Annotated in this window: 17 protein-coding genes and 1 tRNA gene; 12 read left to right on the plus strand and 6 right to left on the minus strand. The window is 26.0% G+C overall.

Translation table 4 applies throughout. The annotated features are described in order from the left end of the window. Positions 1–107: 107 nt before the first annotated feature. A complete protein-coding gene (locus Q8852_RS01505; protein WP_305938228.1) occupies positions 108–1,649 on the minus strand; it encodes a hypothetical protein in 1,542 nt (513 codons plus the stop codon). A 157-nt stretch (positions 1,650–1,806) separates the two neighbouring features. Between Q8852_RS01505 and Q8852_RS01510 the strand changes: the two genes are divergently transcribed. The 3 genes from Q8852_RS01510 (at position 1,807) to Q8852_RS01520 (ending at position 3,206) form a co-directional block, all read left to right on the plus strand. Continuing rightward, positions 1,807–2,304, plus strand: a complete 498-nt coding sequence (locus Q8852_RS01510; RefSeq protein ID WP_305938229.1) for a dUTP diphosphatase — start codon at positions 1,807–1,809, stop codon at positions 2,302–2,304. Between the two features lie 28 nt (positions 2,305–2,332). Then, a tRNA-Leu gene (locus tag Q8852_RS01515) sits at positions 2,333–2,417 on the plus strand. Between the two features lie 144 nt (positions 2,418–2,561). Beyond that, positions 2,562–3,206: a S8/S53 family peptidase gene (locus Q8852_RS01520; protein ID WP_305938230.1), complete on the plus strand. Its 645-nt coding sequence runs from the start codon at positions 2,562–2,564 to the stop codon at positions 3,204–3,206. 34 nt (positions 3,207–3,240) lie between these two features. On the opposite strand, the gene Q8852_RS01525 is transcribed toward Q8852_RS01520, so the two are convergent. The 3 genes from Q8852_RS01525 to Q8852_RS01535 all read right to left on the minus strand — a co-directional run bounded on the left by Q8852_RS01525 (position 3,241) and on the right by Q8852_RS01535 (position 4,887). Next, the gene (locus tag Q8852_RS01525; protein WP_305937945.1) at positions 3,241–3,795 is read right to left on the minus strand and encodes an IS1634 family transposase; all 555 of its coding nucleotides are present in this window, start codon (positions 3,793–3,795) and stop codon (positions 3,241–3,243) included. A gap of 250 nt (positions 3,796–4,045) precedes the next feature. Beyond that, complete coding sequence (locus Q8852_RS01530) at positions 4,046–4,309, minus strand: transposase (protein WP_305938231.1); 264 nt, start codon at positions 4,307–4,309, stop codon at positions 4,046–4,048. A 20-nt stretch (positions 4,310–4,329) separates the two neighbouring features. Continuing rightward, on the minus strand, positions 4,330–4,887 hold the full coding sequence (locus tag Q8852_RS01535; protein ID WP_305938232.1) for a hypothetical protein: 558 nt from the start codon (positions 4,885–4,887) through the stop codon (positions 4,330–4,332). A gap of 198 nt (positions 4,888–5,085) precedes the next feature. On the opposite strand from Q8852_RS01535, the gene Q8852_RS01540 reads away from it, so the two are divergent. The 4 genes from Q8852_RS01540 to Q8852_RS01555 all read left to right on the plus strand — a co-directional run bounded on the left by Q8852_RS01540 (position 5,086) and on the right by Q8852_RS01555 (position 9,799). Further along, a complete protein-coding gene (locus Q8852_RS01540) occupies positions 5,086–7,125 on the plus strand; it encodes a S8 family serine peptidase (protein ID WP_305938233.1) in 2,040 nt (679 codons plus the stop codon). Next, positions 7,125–8,108 carry a hypothetical protein gene (locus Q8852_RS01545; RefSeq protein WP_305938234.1) on the plus strand — a complete coding sequence of 328 codons (984 nt, stop codon included), beginning with the start codon at positions 7,125–7,127 and terminating at the stop codon, positions 8,106–8,108. The genes Q8852_RS01540 and Q8852_RS01545 overlap by 1 nt, the downstream gene beginning before the upstream one ends. 96 nt (positions 8,109–8,204) lie before the next feature. Beyond that, positions 8,205–8,702, plus strand: a complete 498-nt coding sequence (locus Q8852_RS01550) for a redoxin domain-containing protein (protein ID WP_305938235.1) — start codon at positions 8,205–8,207, stop codon at positions 8,700–8,702. Positions 8,703–8,710: 8 nt separating this feature from the next. After that, entirely contained in the window at positions 8,711–9,799 is a 1,089-nt protein-coding gene (locus tag Q8852_RS01555) for a M20/M25/M40 family metallo-hydrolase (RefSeq protein WP_305938236.1), read from the plus strand. A 42-nt stretch (positions 9,800–9,841) separates the two neighbouring features. Here Q8852_RS01555 and Q8852_RS01560 read toward each other — a convergent pair whose 3' ends face one another. Both Q8852_RS01560 and Q8852_RS01565 read right to left on the minus strand, forming a co-directional pair. After that, positions 9,842–11,500, minus strand: a complete 1,659-nt coding sequence (locus Q8852_RS01560; RefSeq protein ID WP_305938237.1) for a hypothetical protein — start codon at positions 11,498–11,500, stop codon at positions 9,842–9,844. 8 nt (positions 11,501–11,508) lie between these two features. Further along, positions 11,509–13,890, minus strand: a complete 2,382-nt coding sequence (locus Q8852_RS01565; protein ID WP_305938238.1) for a hypothetical protein — start codon at positions 13,888–13,890, stop codon at positions 11,509–11,511. A gap of 102 nt (positions 13,891–13,992) precedes the next feature. On the opposite strand from Q8852_RS01565, the gene secG reads away from it, so the two are divergent. Genes secG through Q8852_RS01590 form a run of 5 tightly spaced genes read left to right on the plus strand, consistent with a single transcriptional unit; the run spans position 13,993 to position 19,061 of the window. Continuing rightward, on the plus strand, positions 13,993–14,223 hold the full coding sequence (gene secG / locus Q8852_RS01570) for a preprotein translocase subunit SecG (RefSeq protein ID WP_305938239.1): 231 nt from the start codon (positions 13,993–13,995) through the stop codon (positions 14,221–14,223). Between the two features lies 1 nt (position 14,224). Further along, positions 14,225–16,429 (plus strand): ribonuclease R, encoded by a 2,205-nt coding sequence (gene rnr / locus Q8852_RS01575; protein WP_305938240.1) that lies wholly within the window; start codon positions 14,225–14,227, stop codon positions 16,427–16,429. Further along, on the plus strand, positions 16,401–17,186 hold the full coding sequence (locus Q8852_RS01580; protein ID WP_305938241.1) for a tRNA1(Val) (adenine(37)-N6)-methyltransferase: 786 nt from the start codon (positions 16,401–16,403) through the stop codon (positions 17,184–17,186). The genes rnr and Q8852_RS01580 overlap by 29 nt, the downstream gene beginning before the upstream one ends. A gap of 9 nt (positions 17,187–17,195) precedes the next feature. Further along, a complete protein-coding gene (gene metG, locus Q8852_RS01585; protein WP_305938242.1) occupies positions 17,196–18,737 on the plus strand; it encodes a methionine--tRNA ligase in 1,542 nt (513 codons plus the stop codon). A 39-nt stretch (positions 18,738–18,776) separates the two neighbouring features. Continuing rightward, positions 18,777–19,061, plus strand: coding sequence for an antibiotic biosynthesis monooxygenase (locus tag Q8852_RS01590; RefSeq protein WP_305938243.1), 285 nt, complete (start codon positions 18,777–18,779; stop codon positions 19,059–19,061). Positions 19,062–19,144: the final 83 nt, after the last annotated feature.

Below are 19,144 nucleotides of genomic sequence, written 5' to 3' on the forward strand. Positions count from 1 at the left end.
TAATTTGAAAAGTAAAGCTTAGGCTTTGCTTTTTTCATTTTATTGTAGAATAGCTTTGATTTTGTCACTTTATAAAAACATAAAATGTAATAAAATAAAAACGATATTTATTCATCGTAAATATCGTTTTTTACATTTTGAGACAATGCTTTAAGTTCCTGAAAGAGTTCACGCATTGTCTTTTTTATTTCAAAATCATCATGAGAAAATTCTGATAATAAAGCAGACATCTTATTTATGTATTTGTCGATTGTATTAAAAAATGAATTGCTATTTCTGTATAACTTAGCTATTTTTTCTACAGCTGGTATTGATATATCTAATCCCTTTTCTAGTGCTCATATTTCAGTAGGAGTTAAATATTTTCCTGTCGGTTCTTTTGCATAATATTTTTTGCTACCGTACTTAAAATAAATATTCTCATCAGATGAATAAACCAGCACAACATTTGAGCCAATCGAAAAAATTATTCTTTTGCCTAGTTCATCAAAAGCTGCATAATTTTTACCTTGAAACCTAACAACTCCATTTAATATTTTTCTATCAATTTCAATATCAACTCTTCAATTTTCTTTCAAAGTTCCTTCTTTATTGAAAACAGATTTCTTATTCAAAAGTCTCTTTAGTTTGTTGTTATAGTATTTTTTAAAACCATCCACATTAAGTTGTAAATCTTTTAGAGTGGATAAGTGATTTTCATAAATAAAGATTGGATATTTATCTAAAGCTGTTCTAAATGATCTTTCAACATGAGGTTTGTGTTTTGGATTACTTGAAGATATTACTCTAATTCCTTTTGAATTTAAAATTTTCTCAAAAGCAGTTTGAGTATTTTCAGATCCTCAAAATGTTCTTCTTTTATCTGTATAAATAAATTTTGGATATCCATAGTTCTTGAAAACTATTTCCAAAAGCCTTTGATAACCTAATGTTGTTTCTTGTTTTTCGTATCAAACAGCTAATAGTATTCCTGTTGCAGCATCAATTGCATGATAGAGATAAATTGGTTCATGATTTATGAGGTAAGGTTCGCACTGCGCATCTATTTCTATAACCTCACCAAATAATAAGTTTTTATTCAGATTCAAGACTTGTCTTTCTATTTTGTTTTGCTTTATTTTATTTTCAACATTTTTCAATAATAAAGTGACTTCTGAGTCAGACGCTTTTTTGTAATCTCGTTGTATTTTTCTTCCTCTTTTTGTAGTATGAATAGTTTTTAATCCTAATCTATTAAATCTTTTAATCAAGTTGCAATATGAAATTTTATTCTTATACAAATCATCTAGGAATGAATCTCAGAATTCTTTAACAGAAATTTGATTAGTAGTTTTTTCGACATTTATTATCGTTTCAGAGATTTTTAAATAATTTTTGTAGATTTGCAAAATTTCTTGATCACTTATGACTTTCTGTCTACCATTCGATTTATTTTTATGAGATATTACTAATTCAAGATTTTTATTTTTTAAAGCTGACAAAATATCTTTTTTATATCTAATAACACTTCTTTCATTTAAACCGGTCATTATAGCAAGAGTCTTAGTAGGTTTATCAAGGTTTGAAGATATTATTTCAAAGTTTGTTTTACGTTTTCTTTCGAAATTAGTTAGTTGTTTATTAGTTTTAATATCAATTTTTAGTTTCATGTATTAAATTTTATTAAAAACTAATTTAAACAATTACTAGCAAAGGTGACAAAATCAACGATATTTGACGAGGTGACAAAATCAAGTATATTTCACAGAAAAGTAAAGCTTAGGCTTTGCTTTTTTCATTTTATAAAAAATGTAATATAATTCAAACATGAATTTAACTACAATATTCCAAATGCAAAAAGAATTAGATTTTCAAATTGCAAAAAAATCACATGATGCTAATCCTAACTTAAATAAAGACGATATTAAAGTTCAAAAAACTTTAGCTTTAATTATTGAAGCTGCTGAATATATCAATGAAGTTCAAAGTTTTAAGTATTGAAAAATTCACAAAGATATTGAAAAATCAGCTGTCACTGAAGAGTTTGCTGATTTAATCCACTTTTTAGTTAATTTTTCATATAAATTTGATATCGATCCAGAAATTGAGCCATTAATTTTAAGTCAAGATATTAACATCCAATTTCAACAATTATTTATCGCTATTGCTGATATTATGAAAAATATTTGCAAAGAAAACATCTTAAAAGCTTTTCAAATCGCTTTAGGTAGCTTTGTGATGCTAGGATATAATTATGATGATTTATTCCAAGCATATGAAGCTAAAAACCGTAAAAATTACGAAAGAATAGCTAATAACTATTAATAAAAAGGTATAATAATTATACCTTTATGCCTTAGTGGTGGAATGGTAGACGCTGCGGACTCAAAATCCGCTGGAGAAAATCCGTGCAGGTTCAAGTCCTGTCTAAGGCACCATATGATGCATGCTATGCATCTTTTATTTTGCCTTAAGGAAATAATTTCACACAAAATTAATATTTAATAACACAAATAAAAAAAGTTTTATAATAAAAGTAGAAGAGTGATAAACTCTTCTTTTTAAATAACAAAGGAGCAAAAATGAAAAAACATAAATTAATTAAATTTTTATTAGCAGGTAGTCTTTTACCTATAATTTCAATTCCAATTGTATCATTAAAAGTTGATGATACTTCAAATATAAAATTAAACAAAAATTCTGATATTTCAATTTCCAAAGACAGTTATGATTGAGTAACTAATATGTTTAAAGCATATTATAAAAAACTCAATATACCAGATAATTTAACAGAAAATAAAAATTATATAGAAAATAAGCATAATAAAGTAGGTATTATCGAGACAGATGATATTGATGAAACTTTATTACTTTCAAAGAATAAAAATTTTTCATTTAATAAAATGAAAAAAGACTATTTTAGAATTGGTAGTCATAGTCAAATTGTTACATCCATAGTAGGAACTGATATGGGTATAAACCCAAGTGCAGAAATGTATTTTCCTGCATTAAACTATAAAACAGAAAAGAAAGGTGTTTTTGATCCATTAGAAGAATTTATTCAATATATGATTGATAATGGTGTTAATATTATTAATTTAAGTTTAGGATATATTACAGAACTCTTTACATATGATGGTTTAAATAATGAAACATTAAATGATGATTTACTAGACTATGAAACAATACCTGAGTTTCGGAGTTTTAAAGGTTTAAAAAACGAATAGTCCTTAAAAATAGGGCTATTCGTATTTTTTATGTCTAAATTACTTGTACAATTTTTGAAAATATTGTTTGTATTGTTTCGAAATCAGAAATATAATCTGAATTTTGAGTATTTCGTATATAAATTTCTTCTTTTATTTGACCATCAACAACTTTTACAACTTTTTCAGCTGATTTAATTGCTTTTATAACTCTTTCATTTGAAAATCTATCGATTACACCAGTATCTTTTAGAGTTTTGTTAACTGAGTAAAGTAAAAATTTCATGATAACAAGAGACATAAAACATAATAAAATATGTGCTTCAATATGTTTATCTGTTCAAACATACATAGGTCTAACTTGTAATGATGATTTCATTGTTCTGAAGTTTTCTTCAATTTGTCATTGTTTTGCATAAATTTCAACAATTTCTTCAGACGTTAAATCCATTCTCGAAGTTTCATAAATATAATAACCGTCAAATTGACTATCTTCTTGAACCTTTTTATAGTCTAATTCATAAAAAGCTTTACCTACTTTTTTGAAGAATTTGTATTTCTTTCCACCAGTTAATTTACCGGTTTCAACTAATCCATTTTTGTTTTTCAATTTATTAAAATTATCAATTAAGTTTTGTCTATCAGCTTTATCTTTTAAAGCTCTTTTTTGCTAAATGTAACTATTCTACGTCTTAATTTTCCATTAGGACGTTTTTTATTGTATAGAGAAACAATTGTTTCTTCTTTGTGTTTAAAGTTTTCATTACCTACATAGTTACTTTCATCTAAAACAAAATCTTTAAATGATTTTGCACCCGATTTTAAACGATAAGAAATTATGTAATTTATCCCTTTTTGTTCTAAAATCTTATGTTACTTGATGTAGACATACCTTTATCAGCAATTATTGTTACATTTTTTATTTCATAAATTTTGCTCATTTCTAATACAAAAGGAATGAAAGTTTTAGAATTTGCAGTATTTCCTTTAAAGGTTTCGATATGAATGGGAATACCATTTTCATCTGTAGCCATACCGACAACAACTTGGTCTTCTTTAAATTTTCCATCTTTTGAATAACCACTATGTCTAAGACCTAAACGTGAAAAACTTTCAAAATACATAGTTGTTGAATCATAGAAAACTAGTTCAACTTTTCTTGATGTATTTTTAATAACTTTTTGTTAATTCTTTTTAATAAGTTTTCTTTATTATCATAGATAAGATTTAATAAGGCATAATAACTATCTTTGCTAGTGTTTGGAGCATCTTCATATTTATACTTATTTTTATGTATTGAAATATAACTATTTGCATCAATTATTCTGCTTGCAATTGTGTATTTTAGAATTTTATTAAGCTCTTTATGTCTTGTTTTTGGGAGTGCATCAAATATTTCAAATTTATTAATCAAATCATAAAGGATATTTATCCCATAGTTTACATTGTAAACTTCTGTTTTTGAAGAATTTAATGCAAACATAATACTTTGCTTGATTTTTTCTTTTGAATCAGTAATTGATAATGTTTCACAAACATTTTTTATTACATTTATCGGATCTGATGATAGCTCTTCTAATTTTTCTAATCTACCAATACCAACTTGGTTACCATATCCTTTTCCATAACCATTTGATGTTGCAATAGAAATATATGTGTGATCTTTTCTTTTGTGTTTGATAACTATAAACTTATTTTTCATGTCTATATTATACCATTTTATACAAGTAATACAAGTAAATAAAAGGACTTTTTTAGAAGTAAATTAAAAATCCATATATCGTAGATATATGAATCTTAATTAATTTGAATTTTTACAGATTTTTTGAACTAAAACTCCGAAACTCAGGAAAAGTAGAAGAGTGATAAACTCTTCTTTTTAAATAACAAAGGAGCAAAAATGAAAAAACATAAATTAATTAAATTTTTATTAGCAGGTAGTCTTTTACCTATAATTTCAATTCCAATTGTATCATTAAAAGTTGATGATACTTCAAATATAAAATTAAACAAAAATTCTGATATTTCAATTTCCAAAGACAGTTATGATTGAGTAACTAATATGTTTAAAGCATATTATAAAAAACTCAATATACCAGATAATTTAACAGAAAATAAAAATTATATAGAAAATAAGCATAATAAAGTAGGTATTATCGAGACAGATGATATTGATGAAACTTTATTACTTTCAAAGAATAAAAATTTTTCATTTAATAAAATGAAAAAAGACTATTTTAGAATTGGTAGTCATAGTCAAATTGTTACATCCATAGTAGGAACTGATATGGGTATAAACCCAAGTGCAGAAATATATTTTGCTGCATTAAACTATAAAACAGAAAAGAAAGGTGTTTTTGATCCATTAGAAGAATCTATTCAATATATGATTGATAATGGTGTTAATATTATTAATTTAAGTTTAGGATATATTACAGAACTCTTTACATATGATGGTTTAAATAATGAAACATTAAATGATGATTTACTAGACTATGAAACAATACAAGTTTATAGAGCTCTTCGATTATTAGAAAAAATAAATTATGAACCTCATGCAATTGATGCTATAGCAACTCAATTTAGCAGAATATTAAATAAATATGCTACAAAATATGGTTTAACATTTGTTGTTTCATCAGGTAATAGCAAAAAAGACTTATTTGAATTAAGAAAATGATTAAAGGAAAATTATTATATGCTCGAATACGAAATAAATGCTAATAATGGTAATATTGCAAATTATTTAAAAGAACATAAAAATGATATTCAAAGAATAATTAATGATGATAATTTATTTAATAAACTTGTCAAAGTTAAAAGTGATTTCATTGATAAACAATCTGTTGGAAATGTTATTCATGTTGGTTCTATGACTTATGATGGAGAAGTTTCGTATTTTAGCGAATATAGTGAAGAAATAGAAGGATTACCATTAGTGTGTGCATATGGAGATTTCTATACTAATGATGATAAACATATATATGAAAATAATTTAAAAAGAGGAGAAATTTATTCACATATTATTAATAATTATGAAAATTCTAAGTTTAATTCTAAGGTCAAAAATTCACGTGATTTTGCCGGAACTAGTATGTCTGCTCCTATGATTACGGGACTGCTATCATTATTGCAAACAAAATTTGATAGAAAATTTTCATTACCTGAATTTAAATCTTTATTAGCAGCTGGTAGTTTTGTTGGAGAGAAATACAGTGGAATGAGTTCAAATGAAAAAAATAGAAATAACTCAAACAAAAAAGTTGGGTTTGGAATTCCTAATTTTGAAAAAATTTCGAAATTCATAAAAAATGATAATATAACAGACTTATATTCATTATTAATAAATGATTCATATTTTAAAGATAGCTATACATTAGATCTCTCTGTAATTGCAGAGGATGCTGGATTTATAACATCACCTAATTCCTCAAATGTTATAACTTTATCATACTTAAACAAAACATTCGAAGATTTTGTTGAAAATTTAAAAAATAATATTAACGACACTGATGAATTTTTAGCTTTAACAACTTATTTAGCAAATAAAAAGTTAGAAAATAAACGTAATAATTTATTTGATTTAAAAGCAGTAGCTAATATAGATTTTCATTACCCATTCTATCATACATATGATTACTTCTATGATGAAGTAATGGAAACGAGCAGAGAATATAAATCAGATTCCGAAAGTGCATATATAGAAAAAGTGGTTGTTGAAACATACGAAGAATATGATATTAATGAATATGAAGATTTAAGAGATGTGAATATTTATGTTACATTACCACAATTAATTGAAATACGGTCAACTGTTGATAAATTATTTAATTATAGAACCAAAAAAGAGAGAGAAGATATTTATAACAAAGTAAGGGAAATTTATATTGATTATTTAGCAAGTACAAATTTAACAATTTTAGCAGGAGGTTTAGACTAATGAAAAATAAATTTATATTTAGCACACTAGGTATTTTAACAACGGTACCAATAATTTTAGTAGCAAATTCTTGCATTAGACAAAAACAAGAAAAAGATCCTGTTAATTCTGAATTAAAGATAGAAAATGCAATTATTAATAAAAAATATCATAAATTAGTAACACTAAAGGCTAAAAATAAGCAAACTATGTCCGATAATAATTACTATTCAGTGCTTTTAAAATCTTATATAGAAACACAAACTAATAAGAAAATTGAAAAATTAAACATCAATGATATATCAAAATTTATAGATTCGGTTGAACCTAATTTATTTGATGCTGATGAAAAAAGCAAAATTACAGAAATTATTTTAAATCCTAATAAGTTAGAGGAAATTATTGATAATAATATTAAAGAATTGAAACTTAAAAATATTTCTCAATATTTAGGTGTTGAAGAGACAATAAAGAAGGAAAAAATTACAAATGCAGAATGACTTTATTTACTAATGTGTAGTAAATTTAATGACCAAATGCATATTTCAGAATTAACTGCTGGGTTATCTAAAAAAGTTAAATTTATAAAAGTTAACAATGAACAATATAATAAATTATGAGACTTTTTATGTATGTTTGTCTTTTCAACCAAAAAATCAAGCCACTTATTAAAATACAAAAATCAAAATATTCCATTATATGAAGATACAAGTACTCAACCTACTCCAACATATGATGAAACTTTATATAATCCTTCATCTTTAATAATGAAAACTGATTCAGTTTATAAAAATTTAAATTCAATATTAGCTAAGAATATGCTTAAAAAATATACTTCTTTACCACAAGATGTATTAAAATATGTAGAAATTAATGCTCTTAATGATTTTGATTATATTTTTAGTAGTACTAAGAATGCAAATGATTATTATGAAATTAAATCAAAATGCAATGAATTAAAAGATAACAACCAAGAACTTTATAATTCTATATTCATATACTAAATACTAAGGTAGTGCTAACTACCTTATTTTTATTAATTTAATGCAGCATAAATCAAATGTGCTATACTTTTATCATATTAAATTAAAGGAGTAAATATGAGAACAGTTAAATTCGGAACTAAACAATATTCTCTTGTAGGAACTGCTCCAATTGAAGGTAATAAAATAATCCTTCAAGGTGCACCTGCAGGTAATTTTGAACAAATTAAACCTCACAGAGAAAACAAATATATGGTACTTGGTACATTTCCTTCAGCTGATACTTCTGTATGTGATATGCAAATTTTAAAATTAGCTGAAATGTCTGAAAAATATACTAATGTAGATTTTGTAACATTTTCAATGGATTTACCAACTGCTTTAAACAATTATAAACAAGGACATAAAACTGCTAGAGTACAATTATTTTCAGATTATTTAACTAGAGAAATAGCTGAAAATTTAGGTGTCTTAATTGAAGATTTACAACTATGTGCAAGAGCTTTATTTATTTTTGATGAAGACAATAGAGTTAAGTACATTCAAATTAATTCTGAAACTGGTGCTCAGGCAGATTTTGCTACTTTAGAAAAGAAATTAGAAGAATTATTATAGGAGAAAACATGGATAAAAAATATGAAAAATTAGCTCAATGTTTAGCTAAATATATGTCAATTGAAGCAATTTCACGTTTTGAAGAACCGGTTGCTGCAGAATTAAGAGCTAACATTAAAAATAAATTCGAAATTACTAGAGATAACTTTGGCTCAATTATCTTCCATAAACCATCTAAAAAAGCTAACGCACCTAAAGTTATGTTAGCTGCACATATGGACGAAGTTGGTTACATGGTTAAATCAATTGCTGAAAATGGGAACATTTTAGTTACTACAATTGGTGGAGTATGACCTAGTGTTGTAATAGGAACTAAAGCTACAGTAGTTTCAAATGCTACAGGAAAAAGATTTGAAGGGGTATTTGGACACACTTCAATCCACATCATGGATAGAGATAAAATGACTGTTGCTTTAAAAGAAGCTGACTTATTTGTTGATTTAGGTTTTGCATCTAAAAAAGAAACGCAAGAAGCTGGAATTGAAATAGGAGATCAAATCTTCTTATCAGGTGAAACAATTTACTTTGCTAACAATATTGTAGGTGGAAAAGCAATGGATAATAGAGCTGGTGTTACAGCGCTTGAAGCAATTGCAAATAACATTGCTGATTTAGAACTTGATTGTGATGTATACCTTGTTGGTACAGTGCAAGAAGAAGTTGGAACACGTGGAGCAAAAACTTCTGTTTCAATTATTAATCCTGATGTAGCTTTTGCTGTAGATACAGGAGCTGCACATGATACAACAGGATGTAAACCTGGTACACCTGTGCTTGGAAAAGGAGTTTCACTTCTTGTTAAAGATGGTGGTACACTTCCAGATCCAAAATTACTTGCTGTTTTAATGGATATTTCAAAAAGAAAAGATATTCCAGCTTATAAATATGTTGCTGAAGGTGGAGGTACTGATGCCGCTGCATTACAATATGCTCAAGGTGGTTCATCTGTAATGACAATTTCTATACCTCAAAGATATCTTCATTCACCAATTGGATGCTGTTCACTTGTTGATATTCAAGCAACAGTTGATTTAATGACTGAATTCATTAAAGAATTTTCAGCTGAAATGTATGAAGAAAAAATTGCTTATAAATAATTGCAAAATAAACAACTATGCCTATAACATAGTTGTTTTTGATTAAACTAATTTAATTTGAATCTTAGGAAATACCTTAGCTTTAGGGCTGAGATTTTCGTTTTGGTTTTGATATTTATCAATTAGATTTGATAAGTAATTGTATGTTTCTTGATTAATAGAAATATAAATATTAAAGATACCTAAAGCAACTTGTTTTGGAAAATAAAATGCTACATTAAGATTTTTATCAGGATAAAGTAATGTATCTCAACCACTTGGTATTACATAATTTTTGTTATTTAAACTATAGTTATAACCTAAATTAATATTAATTTGATCATTTTGCACTTTTAAATCAGCTACTAATTTCTTTGGATTAGTAAATAATACACCAAAATCATTTGCGATTTGATTGGGAATTATTTTAACCAAATCCACTCCTAGTGATTTTAATTGTCCTGCATTTACTTGCATTCTAACTAGGTAATTAGCTTTATTTAATTCTTTAGATTGTGAAGCTAAAGTAGCATAATGCAATTGTTCTGGAGCTTTGGTAGTTGAAAACTTATTATTTTGCTTACTAATTAAAGCTAAGTCAAAAGCTACATTATTTGTTAAATTACTTTGGAATGAGTATTTTTTATCATATTTAAAATCATCATATAAAGATTTAGAAACAAGTTCATAACCTTGTAGTTTTAATTTATCTATTTCTTTTATTAATCTTTTGTCCTGTGCTTCTGGATTATTAATAGTATTAGGATCTAAATATAAATAATCTATTTCTAAAGGGTTTGTGTTAGGAAATGCAATTTTAGTTTGATTGTTTAATGAAGTTGTTGAATTAACAAAGTTTCCATTTGATTTATGGGTGCTTGAATCTAAGTTTAAAGCAATGTAATTTAAAACTTCATGTCCAAATTTGCTTTGATAAGTATTAAGGTAAAATCTTGCTTTGAAGAATTCTTGTTGAATCATACTTGTATGATTTTGAGCTAGATTAATAATATTTTGTTCTACTTTTACACTACTTTGTAAAGAAATAATTCTATCTTGCAATTCAGAAATAAAATCACTAATTTTCTTATTTGAATTATCATTTTTAATTAAATTAAGGTTTTGTATCATATGATTATATAAAGACATTAAATAATATGATTGATATAATGCCCTAGTAGTTTTGAATTCATTTTCAATGTTAAAACTATAATTACTTTCAATACCAAAATATTGGTTTAAGCATACAAGCATAGCATTCATTCCGCTTTCAAGTCAGGTGAGCAATTTTCCCATGCTTTGTGCTTGGATATAAGAATCTTTAGGTGCATTAACTGGTATTTGTAAAAATTCATTATAAATATCAATAAAAACATTCTTTTCTAAATAATCATCATTACTAAAAGCAACAAAGTATTTTTTGAATTTATTTGGTTGTTGATTCTCAAAATCAGCAATTGCTTGTTGTATTGAAAGTTGTACCTTGCTTTGTTCTAAGATTTCTTGAATTAAGTTATGTTGCATACTTGCATAATTATCAATAAAAGTTTTAGCTTCATTTGCAAATGATTTTACATATACGCTAATTTCCTTCATTTGATTTATTTTATCCAAATTTGAAACACCTGAAGAATTCTCAGGCATACATTGAACTGTAGCAGCAATTGGTAGCACACTAAGTGGTGTTGCTAAAATATACATAGTTTTTCTTATTTTTGTCATAATTTCTCCTACATTAAAATTATAACTATTTTTTTCTTGTCTGTATTACTACTATTGTTTAGATCCTCGAGCTGTTTATTTATTTCATTTATTGGCTTAGTTAAAGCATCGATAGTTTCATTTATAGTTTTTAAAATTTTATCTTTTGAATCTAAATTAAAAACAATATTAAAATCATTTAATTTTTGTAGTCATTCTTCTTTTGTTTCTTTAGTATTGATTTTTTGGATTTCTTCTTTTGCTAAAGTATCAAAATCTTTTAATTGTTGTTGAGTTTTAGTAACATTATCTTCTTGTGCTTTAATTTTATCTTGTAATTCTTTAATTTTTGCTTGATCTTTTTCTACTTTTAATTTCTCTTGCAGTTTACTAATTTCACTGTTAGCAGCAGTTATTTGATCATTTAAAGTTTTATTTGTTTTTTCAATTTGCTCTTGAGTTTTAGTAATTTCTTGTTGTTTTTGTTCATTAGTTAAAGTTGGACAAGACTCAATAAATATTTTGTAGTTATTTAAAGCATCCGCTAATTTACTTCTAGTAATGTAGTTTTTATTATCTTTTACCGTTACAATCTTGCTTAATTGTTCTTCATAATATTGTTCTTTGCTTTGGTTTGAATTATTCTTAGCATCATATAACGGAATTAAGAATTTTTTCACAACATTAAAATATGAATCCGCTAATGGAACTAATTCTGATTCTAGTTTTTGTTTTTGTTTAAGCAATTCAGCTGAATTACTTGTATTTTGAGTAGGGAATAATTTCGAATAAGTTTCTTGATTAAGTCCGATAAAGATTGAACCTTTTATAGCTTGTTGGCTGTTAATAATAGCAGCTTGTTGTGGGAAGAAAATAAATTTATCTCATTGACCAATTTCCATATAGTTGTCTATAAGACCATTATGATATGAATTTAAGAATAAGATATTTTCACCAATAAATCTTGAATTAACAGTTTGAGTTGGATTTAAATTGAAAACTAAATGTTTTGTATTGTTATAGAAATCTTTGAGAAAATCAGTTTTGACTTGATAAATAACTTGAATTTTATTTAAGAAATCATCTGATGGGTCAACTTGAATTACATATTGTGCATCTGAATTATTAAATGTATCAACTAACGTAGATGAAACATCATTATTTTTATCAAATTGATTTGTTTTAGAATTTCTTGTATATACCTTGCCTCAAGTGCTAAAAGTATCAGAAATACCATTTGGTGTATTATAAGCTAAATTTATAATTTTGCTTTCTCCAGTATCAGCAAAATCATTTTTTAATGTTGGAGATTCTAAGGAAACACCATTTTCAAAATAAGCTTTTTTTAAAGCATTTATACTATCAATAGCCTTTTTATTATCTTTGTATTTTTCTTTTAACTCTTGGATAGTGGTAAATACATTTGTTTTGTTATTATTTTCAGGATTTGATGGATCTGAAAATACATATTTAATTGGATATTGTTTTTTTGCGTTAATAAATTCATCTGAACTTTGTCTAGCTTGTAAAACGGATGCTTGAATTGAATAGAATTTATCAGATATTTTTGAATAAAATTCATCATACATAGCTTTGAGATAGGCTTTAATGGTGTCAAATATCTTTTCAGTGTCCTTAAATTGTTCAAATGTGAATGAATTTATTAAATTAATATATTTATCATTTCACTCATTAGTGCTATTTACAATATCTCTTGCAATTGCTTCGTTTTTATCATTAACATATTTAGAATGCAATAAATTAATAGTCATATCATTCATTCCAAATACTTTTATCTCTTTCTGCAAGTAAAAAACAGCGAATAAATAAACTTTCAACTCGTTTTCCCAAACTTTATTTATTTTTGCAAATTCATTAAGTAATTTTTCTCCTTCATCAGAATTGCTTTTCTTATATGTTTCTAATATTTTGAAATAAGTACTTCCTAAATTTTGAAATAAATCAACAATATCTTTTGGGCTATTGTTGATTGCTTGAACATAATTAATAGGATTACTTATATCTCCTTTAGTAATTTTAGACATTACGGCATAGTATTTATTAGTAATATAAGGTGTTAAACTTTTAATATCTTTAATATTGTTATAAAAACGGAAAAAGTCATCTTCATATTTTTGAGTACTTCCGGCACTTAATTCTGCATATGTTAAATCAGCAGTTTCTTTTAATACTCCATTTTTTGTACTTAAGATTATTTTTTCATAGTAATCTGCGATATTTTTAACATATTTAAGACCGAGATCTTGTAAAGCTGCAACACTTTTGTATAAGTTATTTTGATTTTCTTTTGTTTGTTTTGATTTTTCACTACAACTTATAGCTGTAAGTGGTAGGGCTAAAGCACTAATTGAACCTAGTGCTATAAACATATTTTTATATAATTTTTTCATGAATAAATTATACCTTTTTAATTTTGATAAAAATCTTATTTCCACAGCAGAATTTAACTAAATGTGATATTATTTAAATAATATTTAAATAATGGAGGATACATGACATCATTGGTAGTGGTTTTAATGGTAATTGGATTTATTACTATTATAATTTCATTTCTTATGTCACCTGATTCTAACGGTTTTTCAGGAGCACTTGTAGGATCAGGAGATTTAGATTTATTCAAACATTCAAAAGAAAGAGGGGTTAAAAAGGTTCTTAAATGATCAATGATTACTTTTGGTGCATTGATGATAATTATTTCAATTATTATTAGAATCTTAATGTAATATGCAGAAAAACTTTATATATGACTTTATTAAAAATGGAAAGCCAAAATCTTTCCTAGAAATTGCAAAACATTTTAAAATTTTACCTAAAGATAATAAATCCTTAACAAAGGTGCTTTCACAATTACAAGGCGAATATTTAATTTTTAAAAATAATAAAGATGAATATTACGCACCTATTTTAGAAAAAACCATTGAAGGTGTTTTAAATGTTTCACAAAAAGGAAACTTCGGATTTGTTGATTATGATATTGATGAAGTAAACAATACTAAAGAAAGTGTTTATGTTAAATCATTTAATTTTAATGGTGCTATTAACGGAGATACTGTTAAAGTAAATGTTTATAAATCAGCACAAGCTGATGCAAACGATTTAACTCATGGTGTAGTAACGCAAGTAGTTGCAAGAAACAACGAGAGTGTTATTGGTTTTATTAAAGAAAAAAATGATGTTAAATACTTTGTTCCAGTTGATAATAGATTTAAAACTAATAAGTGAAAATTAATTTCTTCTAAAGTTGCTACTAAATTAAATGATTTAGTTTCTTGTGATATTTTAGCTTATGAAGGAAATTGTATTGATATTCAAGTAGCAAAAGTTATTACTAATGAAGCTGATCCAATGGTTTTTGTTAAATCATACTTAGAACAAATCAAAGCTCCAAGTGGATTCCCTGAAATTATGTTTGATGAAATTAAAAATATTCCTGATAGCATTGTTGCAGAAGATTGAAGTAATCGTAAAGATTTAAGAAATGAAATGATTGTTACTATTGATGGTGACGATACTAAAGATTTTGACGATGCAATTACAGTTAAAAAACTACCAAATGGAAATTACTTTTTAGGAGTTTATATCGCTGATGTTTCTTATTATGTTACAGAAGGAACACAAATTAATGAAGAAGCATTAAAACGTGGAACAAGTATTTACCTTGTTGATCGTGTTATCCCAATGCTACCTGAAAAATTATCAAATGGAATTTGCTCACTTAATCCAAATGAAGATAGATTTGTTATGGGCTGTGAAATGATTATTGATAAGTATGGAAACAACGTAAGTGTTGAAATCTTTCAAGGAATTATTGAATCTAAATTTAGATTAACTTATAAAAATGTTGATAAATTTTATAAAACAGGTTTATTAAATGAAGATGATGATCCTTTTGCGGTTAAACAACTTAAAAATATGCTTACAACTGCAAAGGGATTAAGTTTAATTTTACATAATTACAAAATCAAAGAAGGTTATGTTGATTTTGAAATTCAAGAACCAAAAATTAAATTAGACTCAGAAGGTAGAGTTAAAGCAATTGAAATAAATCAACGTGGATTTAGTGAAGTGTTAATTGAAGACTTCATGGTTAGAGCAAATGAAACAGTTGCTAAATATCTTTTTGATCACAAACTTCCTGTGCTATATCGTATTCACGAAGCACCAGATGATGATAAACTTGCTTCATTAAAGAACTCACTTGCAGCAATTAATATTAATGCAAGTAGTCTAAAAGCAAGCAGTATTACTCCAAAAATATTTGCTGACTTTGTTGCAAAAGTAAAAGCAGAACGTGATGATGACTTTGTTAAGTTAATGTTCCTTCGTACTATGCAAAAAGCAATTTATTCACCAGAAAACATTGGACACTTTGGGCTAGCATCAAAATTCTATTGTCACTTTACTAGTCCAATTCGTAGATATCCGGATTTAGTAATTCATAGAACTATTAGAAACTTTTTACTTAATAAAAAAATGTCTGAATTAGATTCATTTACTCAAATGTTACCTATTTATGGTGATTTAAACACAAAGAGCGAACAAAAAGCGGTGCAAATTGAACGTAATGTTAATGATTTAAAATTTGCTGAATTTTTAAAGAATCAAATTGGAAAAACTTTCAAAGTTCAAATTTTAAGTATCCTAAACTTTGGATTTTTCGTTGAATTTGAATTTAAAGCTAGTGGTTTAGTACATAAATCAACTTTAATTGATGGTGAATATGAAGCTAATGATACTTTAACTAAACTTGTTTCGGCTAATAGAACCTTTACTTTAGGTGATTACATCGATGTAGTGGTTACTGGAGTTGATTTAGTTGAAGGAAAAGTAGATTGCGTTTTATCAGAACTTTACCAAGATTACATTAATAAGAAACAAAAAGAAGAAGCAGAAAGAGCTAATGCAAAGCAAAGAAAACAAAAAAAGTAATCTAGTGAAAAATTCACTAGGATTTGATTCTGATTTATATGTTTACCAAGATAAAAGCATGTTTAATTATTCAGTCGATACTATTTTGCTTGGTAACTTTATTTATTTAAATCATAAAACCACCAGAGCTTTAGAAATTGGAGCTAATAATGGAGCTTTATCAATTTTTGTTGCTTCAAGAAGCAAAAAACTAAAAATTGATGCAGTAGAATTACAAAATAAAGCTTGCTTACTTGCTCAAAAAAATATTGAATTAAACAACATGCAAGAGCAAATAAAAATTATTAATATGGATTTTAATGATTTTTGAAAAAACCATATTAAACAAACAACTCAAAAATACCAAATAATTTTTTGTAACCCACCTTTTTATCCCTATGATAAAAGTAAAATTAAGAAAAATATTTCACAAGAAAAATTAATTGCAACACATGAAGTTCGTTTAAACTTAGAACAATTAATTCTTGGCTGCAGTAAAATAATAGAACAAAAAGGATTTTTAACCCTTGTTTTACCAGTTGAAAGATTAGTTGATACTTTTGAATATTTACGTAAATATAAATTTGAACCTAAAAGAATTCAATTTATTTTGCCTAGAATTAACGATAAACCTAAATTTGCCTTAATTGAAGCTAGATATCAAGCGGGTTGAGGGGTACATTTTCTACCTAATTTATATTTACATAATAGTGAAAATACTACAGATCATTCTTATTTACCTGAAATTAAAGAATTATATAAACCTAAAAAAATATAAGGAGACAACATGAAAAAGACTTTTTATATCACAACACCAATTTATTATGCAAGCGGAAACTTACATATTGGTCACTTATACACTACAACATTAGCTTGAGTAATTGCTAATTACAAAAGACTAAATGGATATGATGTTAAAATGCTAACTGGTAGTGATGAACATGGTTTAAAAATTGAACAAAAAGCTGCCGAAAACAATATGCAACCACAAGAGTTTGTGGATGCATTGGTAGCTAAATATCAACAAATGTGAAAAGATTTTGATATTGATTATGATTTCTTCTCACGTACATCAAATCCAAAGCATATCCAAAGTGTTAAAAAGATTTTTTCTTATTTTTTAGATAAAGGATACATTTATTTAGGTAAATATGAAGGTTTATATTCAGTTTCAGATGAAGAATTTTTAACCCCAACTCAAGCGGTATTAAAAGATGGTGAATACTTCCACCCACTTAGTGGACATAAACTTATTAATGTAGCAGAAGAGTCTTACTTCTTTAAGATGAATGAGTTTTCACCTTGATTATTAAATTATATTGATACTAATAATGAATTTTTAGCTCCAAATAAAATTATTAATGAAATGAAAAATAACTTTATTTTAAAAGGACTAGAAGATTTATCGGTTACTCGTACCAATATTAATTGAGGGATTAAAATTTATGAAAATCCTAAACATACCTTATATGTATGGTTAGATGCTTTATGTAACTATATAACCGCACTTGGATATGATGTTACAACACAAAATCAAAGTGAATTATTTGAAAAATACTGAAATAATGCTGAAGTAGTTCATTTAATCGGAAAAGAAATAGCTCGTTTCCATATGATTTATTGGCCAATTTTCCTTAAAGGATTAAATCTAAAACAGCCAAGTAGAATCCAAGCACATGGATGATTAGTTACTCCAACAGGAAAAATGTCTAAATCTAAAAATAATGTAGTAGATCCTTATGAATTATTAGAAAAGTATCATCCTGAAATGATTAAATATTACTTAGCTTCACAAATAATTCTTGGTGAAGATGGTATTTGAGATGAGGGAAGATTTATTGATGTTATTAATTCAGATTTAGTTAATAACTATGGAAATTTAATTGCCCGTACTTTAAAAATGAAATCAAATTCATTCGAAGGTCCACTTAAATATCAATCTAGTGAATTACCTGAGGATTTAGCAATTGAAGCAAAAATTAAACACTCATTACCAGAGTATAAAAAATATTTTGATAATTTAGAAGTTGATAAAGCTTTAAAAGTAGCACTTGATTTATCAAGTGAACTTAATAAATATATTGATGAAACTAGACCTTGAACCTTAAAAGAAGATTTAGATAGATTGCAACAAGTACTTGTAAGACTTTTAAACGGAATTTATGCAGTCTCAACTTACCTATCTCCTGTGCTTAAAAATAAAACTAATGAAGTAGCACAACAATTAGGGTTTGAAAGTTTTTCATTTGATTTATTAGAAAACTACTCTAAATTTGATAACATTAATCAAGGGAAAGAATTTATTCTTTTTTCAAGAATCAAAAAATAATTAGTGTTTTATTACTTAAAATACTCGTTAGGAGTACAAATGATATTTGCAAAAGCAACAAGATATATTATTAACCCAGAAAAAATGAAAGGGTTTATTGATTATTTATATATCTTAACTAAAAAGACAAGAATGAAAGAAGAAAATCTTTCATTTGAATATGGATTAGAAGCTGAAGATAAGGTTCTAATTGTAGAAAGATGATCTACAAAAGAATCATATGAATCATTCCATAAGCTTGAAGAATTTCAAAGAGAATTCAATACTATTAAAAAAATGTCTAAAATAGTACAAAATGTATATGAAATTGAACTTGCTAAATAACAAAAAGCAAGTTTTTTTCATTTTTTCACAAATGTGGAACAAAATGTGGAAATGATATGGAATAGTATTGTGTTAAGCAAAAT

It is taken from the genome of Mycoplasma seminis (assembly GCF_030718845.1).
Lineage (GTDB): Bacteria > Bacillota_I > Bacilli_A > Mycoplasmatales > Metamycoplasmataceae > Mycoplasmopsis > Mycoplasmopsis seminis.